Source organism: Catenibacterium sp., from assembly GCF_052354645.1.
GTDB lineage: Bacteria > Bacillota_I > Bacilli_A > Erysipelotrichales > Coprobacillaceae > Catenibacterium > Catenibacterium mitsuoka_A.
This window is the reverse complement of the sequence record NZ_DAWDDM010000076.1, coordinates 1-8,361: the sequence shown is the minus strand read 5'-3', so window position 1 is coordinate 8,361 and position 8,361 is coordinate 1. Positions and strand designations below refer to the sequence as shown.

Annotated in this window: 5 protein-coding genes; 4 read left to right on the top strand and 1 reads right to left on the bottom strand. The window is 32.6% G+C overall.

Annotation, left to right across the window (positions count from 1 at the left end; genetic code table 11):
• Positions 1-263 precede the first annotated feature (263 nt).
• Genes ACT8VG_RS04930 through ACT8VG_RS04915 form a run of 4 tightly spaced genes read left to right on the top strand, consistent with a single transcriptional unit; the run spans position 264 to position 4,783 of the window.
• On the top strand, positions 264-1,949 hold the full coding sequence (locus ACT8VG_RS04930) for a phospho-sugar mutase (protein WP_022425161.1): 1,686 nt from the start codon (positions 264-266) through the stop codon (positions 1,947-1,949).
• A 53-nt stretch (positions 1,950-2,002) separates the two neighbouring features.
• The gene (locus ACT8VG_RS04925; protein WP_226793636.1) at positions 2,003-2,665 is read left to right on the top strand and encodes a response regulator transcription factor; all 663 of its coding nucleotides are present in this window, start codon (positions 2,003-2,005) and stop codon (positions 2,663-2,665) included.
• Positions 2,652-4,460, top strand: a complete 1,809-nt coding sequence (locus ACT8VG_RS04920; protein ID WP_444195317.1) for a sensor histidine kinase — start codon at positions 2,652-2,654, stop codon at positions 4,458-4,460. Before ACT8VG_RS04925 ends, ACT8VG_RS04920 begins: the two co-directional genes overlap by 14 nt.
• Before the next feature lie 32 nt (positions 4,461-4,492).
• On the top strand, positions 4,493-4,783 hold the full coding sequence (locus ACT8VG_RS04915; RefSeq protein ID WP_040389743.1) for a hypothetical protein: 291 nt from the start codon (positions 4,493-4,495) through the stop codon (positions 4,781-4,783).
• Positions 4,784-4,818: 35 nt separating this feature from the next.
• Here ACT8VG_RS04915 and ACT8VG_RS04910 read toward each other — a convergent pair.
• On the bottom strand, positions 4,819-8,361 hold a 3,543-nt coding region (locus ACT8VG_RS04910; protein ID WP_444195316.1), incomplete at its 5' end, for a UvrD-helicase domain-containing protein.

The window sequence follows — 8,361 nt, the reverse complement described above, 5'->3', positions numbered from 1 at the left end:
TAATCATTTTTAAGCGCCTTTTTATTTAATGTCCTTGACACGGGGTCCACATTAGAGATCACTAATCCCTTTTTATATATCTGTAAGTGTTTACTTAGGAGTTATCGACAGAAACTTATCGATATTCGTAAATATTACTATTTAATTTAGAGAAGTATCTAAAATATAAGTGAAAGTTATGAGAAAATAATGTAACTGTAGCGCTTTTTGTTTCTATAGGTTTTCGAAAATGGTATAATAGAGCCAAGAGGTGACGCTTTAAAATGGATATTAATAAGAAATATGAGCAATGGTTAAATTATGAAGGCATGGACGCTTCATTAAAGGCAGAACTTGCCGGAATGACAGAAGAACAGAAGGAAGATGCTTTCTATAAGAATCTTGAATTCGGTACAGCAGGTATGCGTGGTATTTTAGGTGCTGGTACAAACCGTATGAACATTTATACAGTTCGTAAAGCAAATATGGGATTTGCGAAATATGTAGCTAATTTACCAGAAGGTAAAGAACGTGGAGTGGCAATCAGTTATGATAACAGACATATGTCATATCGTTTCGCGATTGAATCTGCAAAGATTCTCGCAAAGTTTGGTATTAAGTCTTATATCATGGAATCTTTAAGACCTACTCCAGAATTATCTTTCGCAGTACGTTACTTAAAATGTGCAGGTGGTATCATGATTACTGCTTCTCATAACCCTAAGGAATATAACGGTTATAAAGTATATGATGATACTGGTTGTCAGTTAATCCCTGAATGGGGTGATATCGTTGTTGATTATGTAAATGAAATTGATGACGAATTAGAAATCGAACAGATCAGTGATGAAGAAGCTTATCCATTCATTACATGGGTAGGAGAAGAAGTAGATGAAGCTTATTATAAAGCTGTAATGGGTATTGAAATCAATCCTGGACTAGATAAGTCTGATTTCAAGATTGTTTATTCACCACAGCATGGTGCAGATAACATCCCTGTAAGAACATGTTTAAAGAGATTAGGTTATGATATTGTGCCAGTACTTGCACAGTGTGCACCTGATCCAGATTATACAAATACTAAGTCTCCAAACCCAGAAGTAGACGCTTCTTATGAATTAGCTATTAAGCTTGCGAAAGAAGTAGATGCTGATGTAGTCGCAATTACAGACCCAGATGGTGATAGACTTGGTGTTGTCGCAAAACACAATGGTGAATATGTATTAATGAGTGGTAACCAGAGTGCTGCTGTATATCTTGAATATATCTTATCTCAGAGAAAAGAGAAGGGTACATTACCTGATAATGCAGTTATGTATAATACTATTGTTACAAGTGATCTTGGTGAATTAGTTGCGAGAAACTATGGTGTTGATGTTGAAAAGACATTAACTGGATTCAAGTTCATTGGTGATAAGATCAGAAAGTATGAAAAGACTCATGAAAAACAGTTCATCTTTGGTTATGAAGAAAGCTATGGCTGTGTTGTAGAAGACTTCGTAAGAGATAAAGATGCTGTACAGGCTGTATTACTTGCTGCTGAATGTGGTAACTACTATAAGAAGCAGGGTAAGGATCTTATTGATGTATTGAATGAATTATATGCTAAGTATGGTACATTCAAAGAATCACAGATTGCCTTAGCTAAGGCTGGTGCTGCAGGTGCTGCACGTATTAAAGAAATGATGGATACTTTAAGACAGGATAAGCCTACTGAAATTGGTGGCGTAAAGGTTGTATTAAGTGAAGATTATGCAACAAGTGAACGTTCTGATGGCACTACAATTGACTTACCTAAGTCAAATGTATTAAAGTATTATCTAGAAGATGGTTCTTGGATTGCTGCTAGACCTTCTGGTACAGAACCTAAATGTAAATTCTATTTCTCAATTAAGGGTAAAGATGCGAAGGATGCTGCTGATAAGACAGAAGTATTCCATAAGGCAATGATGGAATTAATTGGTGAATAACTCATATGGGGGCTCTATCTTCGATAGAGTCCTTTATTATTTGGAGGTGTAAAATGTATAAATTATTAGTTGTAGAAGATGAAGTACTGATTAGAGATATTATTAAAGAATATTTCGCAACAAGAGATTATGAAGTCATTGAAGCTGTAGATGGTTATGATGCTTTAGAAAAAGTGAATCAGGATATTGATATGGTTTTACTTGATATTATGATGCCAGGAATGGATGGGTATGAAACATGTAAGAAGATCCGTGAAAAATATGATATGCCTATTATTTTTATCAGTGCTTTATCTGAAACTGATAATATGTTAGATGGTTATCATGTAGGTGCAGATGATTATATTACTAAACCATTTAAACCTTCTGTTTTATATGCGAAATGTCAGGCTATTTTAAATAGAAGCAAGAAGACAGAAAAAGAAGATAAAGAAACAATCTGGCTAGATGAAAGTAAGCATCTCATGTATGTGGATGGTGAAGCGGTAGCACTTCCTAATAAAGAGTATTTATTGATGGAGTTATTTCTAAATAATAAGAATCAGTTATTTACTCGTTCTCAGATTTTAAATAAGGTCTGGGGTTATGATTATTATGGTGATGGACGTGCTGTAGATACTTATATTAAGAAACTAAGAAAAAAGTTAGGTGTACATTCACATCGTATTCAGACTATTATGAAGGCAGGTTATACATATACGGATGAAGAAGACTAAATGGTCTTTTGGACTTGTACAGCGTACTTTCTTCTTAATGTTGTTTGTATTTATTATTATTCTAGGACTTATGTCCTTACAAGGTATTACAGAATACAAAGAGCGTCTTATTAGTTCAACTTACGATGCTTCACTCACTTCAGGAATACAGAGTATTTATCAAACAGAATATTCATTAGATAATAAGAATATGACCACATATTTAAAGAATTACTACCTAACCAATGAAGGTATGTCTGCAATTGTTGATAGTGATAATAATATTAAGTCATTTGTGAGTAGTGCTTCTTTACATGTATCTCAATTATGGATTCTTGATGAAAATAAGAGTCAAGAAATCATGGTAGATATATCTGAAAATAATTTAGTAAAGAAAATCAATGAATATATGATTGCCCATCCGGATGAGAATTATGAAGTAGTTATAGGTGGTGCACAGTCTAAAAAGAAACAATATTATATTAATAATGATAAACAAGAAGTTGAATACTATACATCAATGGATACAACAGGTATTCATCCTGCTTATCTTGCGATTAATGGTAAGGTGTTACTTAATAACTCACATAAATCATTGAAAAAATATAAAGTATCCTGGTATATGTCTGAAAGATGTTTTTATGAAAGAAATGGTGCAAGCGGTGGAAGAGAGTTCACTGATTATAAGAAACTTAAGAAGGCATTAGAGAAACAGATCAAGAAGATTGATAGTATTGAATATGCAAGAGGGTCTGATTATGTGCATTCTAAGAGTATTAATGTAGGTGATGGTACAATGACTATTGTGCTTTCAGAACTTAATCAAGAAATCTCTTCTGTATCAAATACAAGTGGTGTAAAAGGTTATTTTGTATCTGCAAGCTTTATACCAAAATTAACTAAAAGAGCTGCTGTGAATTATTTTGAACATTCTTGGTATATTTATATTATTGTGCTCTGGTTAAATGTTGTGATTTCTATTGTAATCTCACATATGATTACTAAACCATTAAGACATGTATCAGAAGTTACAAGTGAAATTGCGAAAAATGATTTCAGTGAGAAGTTCTTAATTACACGTCATGATGAAATAGGACAATTAGAAAACAATATTAATATCATGAGTACGAACTTAGAGAATACAATCAATCAGCTTACTGAACAATTAGAACATGTCCAAAGACTTGAACATACAAGAAAACAGTTTATTGCGAACTTCACACATGAGATCAAAACACCCCTTGGTATTATTGCCGGTTATTCTGAATTATTAGAAGATGCTACTTCGCAGGAATCAAGAGAAAAATATATTTCTATCATCAATGAACAGATAGAGCGTATTAATGGTATTGTACTCACAATGTTGGAACTTTCACGTTTAGAATCAGGTAAGATTGAACTCAATAACTATTATGTTTCATTATCTGAATTAGTAGAAGAAGTCATAGATGATTTTGAATATGAATTAGAAAAGAAACAACTTCATGTAGTAAAGGAATATGAAGTTGTTGATTTAGATTGTGATCCTATTCAGATAGAAAGAGTTATTAACAATCTCACATCTAATGCGATTAAACATACCGAAGAACATGGTACAATCACATATCGTATTATGAAGCATCGCTTTGAGATAGAAAATGAAGGACATCATCTCTCTCAGGAAGAGATGGAATCTATCTGGGAAGCCTATATTTCTAAGGATCAAGGTGGAACAGGACTCGGTCTTCCTATCGTAAAAGCGATATTAGAGAGACATGGATATCATTTTGGAGTAGAAAATACAGAAAAAGGTGTTCTATTCTACTTTGAATATTGATATAATAAGGCAAGTAGGGAATGGGTGATCTTATGAAACTAAAAAGAGTACAGTTTTTTATGTCTAAACAAAGTTATCTAGCTAGTCTCCTTGCGATTGCAGCATTAGTCTGTTATTTCATAGGTTACGCCTCAATTGCGATTATTCTGACTATCGCGATTATTATTTGTTTAGTTATTTATTTTATTCTTGGTCTCGTTTATTGGAGATGCCCTTATTGTCATAACTACCTTCCCACAAAAGATGCAGGTAGTTTAACAGTGTGTCCCCATTGTCAAAAAGAATTATTTAGAGATGAAGAAAACAATACTGTAGAAAAATAAAAGGCTGATATCACATAAGTGATATCAGTCTTTTTCTATAAGTAAATAGCTTTATTGATGTGAAGATAGTAGATAATAGGCTGTACATCAGTATGGAATACTTCTTTAAGTACTTTAGAGTAATAAGATAACTGTGTACGATGGAGCTCTTTAAGCACTTCTTCGCTGTTGTCTTTTGATACTCTATCTGTCTTATAGTCTAGTACATAAACTTTATTGTCTTTAATAAAGACTAAGTCAAATATACCATTGATGATGAGTCCATTCTCATCTTTATATCTAAATTGTTTTTCCTGATAAATTCGATCTGCATCTTTAATCAATTGATATGTATCACTATTGATAAAATCATTGATATGAGGAAGATAGTTGTTTAAGACCTTGAGTCCTTCCTCATCAAACATCTGATTCTTATGAAGTGATTCAATCAGTTCTTGAGGATCATCATCTTTAAAATTAAAGTAACTCAATAAGTTATGTACGAGTGTTCCTCTATCTGTCGCTAGATAGTGAGTTTCTTCATTACTAAAATCAAAATGTGTATCATCATTCTTCATTTCTTCCATACTTGTGACCGCAATGCTACGTGGTTCAACAGGATATGGATATTCAAAATCATAATACTTCTTGTAGGCACGATATTGGTTCTCTATCTTTGTTTTCGCATAAGCAGGAATCTTATTTATTGTTTCACTGCTATCTTGTATTACACAATGGAAACGTGCTAAGTAGGTATCATCATTTTCTAGTTCTTCAAAAGAAGAACGATCTAAAGAAAGATAAGGACTAATTTCGGGAATAAATTGTCTTATATCCTTCTGGAAATTAGGATGTCTTAATAAAGCCATAAGAACCCAGCTTAAATAATTATTCGTAGAACGCATGGCGAGGTTATATACAACGCCATGGCCTTTTGTTAAGGTAGGATCTGTATCATTGGCCTGTACCTTGCGCGCAATAGAAATAATCTCTTCTTCATCTTTAATAGTACCAGTTAAGATCAGTTTCTTTTCTGCACGTGTTAAGGCGACATAAAGAATACGCATTTCTTCATTCACAGTTTCTTGACGAATGAACATCTTCAACATCTTTGAATAAGGATGCTCATACTTACATACAATATTTCCAAATGAAGATTCTTCTAGCCTACATACACTTCCTGCTACTCCATCATGCTGAGATATGATAATGTCGGCTTTTTCATCAGAATTATTAAATTTCTTCTGCATTGCACTCACAAAGACGACTGGAAACTGTAATCCTTTAGACTTATGAATAGTCATGAACTCTACTGCATCATTTTCATCACTCGCAATAAATCCAGGTGCTTGGTTAGAAGAAGAATCTAATAGTTCTAAGTAATCTTTTAAATAAGGATATTCTTCATTAGTACGGAATGTTTCTAATAGAATATCTAAGTTTGCGCTACGTTGTTCACCATTCATTAGCTGAGATACAAAAGCCTGGTATCCTGTTTCTTTTAAACATTTCTTTAATGTTTCATAAGGTGAAGATGTCATGGCAGTATTTCTTAAATCATCAAATACTTCTAAAAAATGAAGTACTTTATTATTGGTATGATGTGTGAGGTTGATATAGAGAGGGTCATCTGCATCTCTGATTTCTAATAACTCATTCTCAGTAAAATGAGAAAATAAGAAGTTATTATGTAATACAGACAACATCGCAATATCATCATATGGATTAACTAAAGCCTTTAATAATGTCATCATACTAATGACTTCATTAGACTCAAACAAACCACTTGATAAAGTAATATTTGCAGGAATATGATAACGTTCAAAAACCTTCTTATAGGTAATAAATTCAGTTGTAGCACGCATCAGTACCGCAAAATCATGATACTTATAATCTGTAACCTGCCTCATTTGAATGATTTTCTGAGCAACCATATGTGCTTCCACTTCAGACTTTGTATATTCTTCCTGATTATTATAAAGAGAAATAAGTATATCTGTATCAAAATCATGATTTTTTTCTAGTTCAGGGAGTGTTGTACCCTTTGCATCAAAATCATATCTTAAAATCGCATTATCACCATGGATATACTCTAAACCACCTACAGAACTATCCATAATACAATCAAAAATATAATTAACACTGTCTAATACAACCTTTTCAGAACGATAGTTATACTTTAAATCAATACGAATATTTGTATCATATTCTGTCATCTCTTCTAGCTTAGTGAATGTATCAAACTTATATTGGAAGATAGAAGGATCAGCCTGTCTAAATCGATAAATAGACTGTTTCATATCACCGACCATAAACATTGGAATATGTTCATCATAGTTCGCAATCTTTAAGACAAGGTTTTCCTGCATTTCATTGGTATCTTGATACTCATCCACCATGATTTCCTTTAATGTATGATTCAATCTTTCTACAACTGGAAGATCAGGCTGCAACAGTCTTGTCGCATATTCTTCTAGATCATGGAAGTCTAATTCATTTCTAGCCTTCTTTGCTTCATTATAATCTTTATTGAACTGATCTAATAGTCCATCTTTACCAAGTAAGAATTCAATATCTTTAAAAGAATAATCAAGATACTTTTTCAATTCTTCTGTTGAAGTATAAGATAAAAACTTCTTTAATTTTGAAAGAGGATCAGTGACATTTCCTTTTAACTTTGTATATTGTTTCTTAACAGAATCATCTACACCTAATTCACTCCATTTAATACTTGCCATTTCTAACTTTTGAGATAGTAAACTATTTAATGTATCAAAGGTAAGAGGTCTATTTAAGGCATCATAGAGATCAGAATAATAATCATATAATGCAGTGGCAGGTGCAGGTTTTTTCGCATTTTCAACAGTTTCAAAGAAATAAGTAATATCATGCTTTTCACAGAAGCGATATAAAATATTATAGGCACTTAAACTTTTAAGACAGCAGTCTCTATATAATTGAGTCATACCGTCTAGAATAGGCATGTTTCTAGAAAGATTAAAATCATAATATCTTTCATGAACTTGATCAAGGAAACGATGGAAATCTACAAAAGAATTGGTGATATTCTGGAAGTCTATTAAAGTCTTCTTTAAATCATCAAAGTTATTTTTTGTGTTATGACGATAAGCATAATCCTTGAAATCTGGATCTTCTATCCATTTCTCTAAACACTGATCTAGTACTTGGTCTTTAATTAAATCAGGTGAAGGGTTCACCTTAAATCCTGGCATCACACCAATTAAATAGCCATATTTCTCTAATAGTGTCTTACAGAAACTATCAAATGTAGTGATATAGGCATGAGGGAGTAATTGAATCTGTTCTTGAATATGTCTCAATGTTTCTTCATCATGATTAGCTAAAGCTTCTTCATGCAGAGACACATTCAATCTTTGTTTCATTTCATTTCCTGCTGCTTTAGTAAAAGTTAATACTAGGAATTGATCCATTGAATAATGGTCATTCACAATCAAACTAATTAAACGGGCTACAAGAATTCTTGTCTTTCCTGAGCCGGCAGGAGCACTGACAAGAATAGTCTTTCCTCTTAAATCAATTGCAGCCTGTTGTTCTTTATAGTATTTAGGAATTCTTGT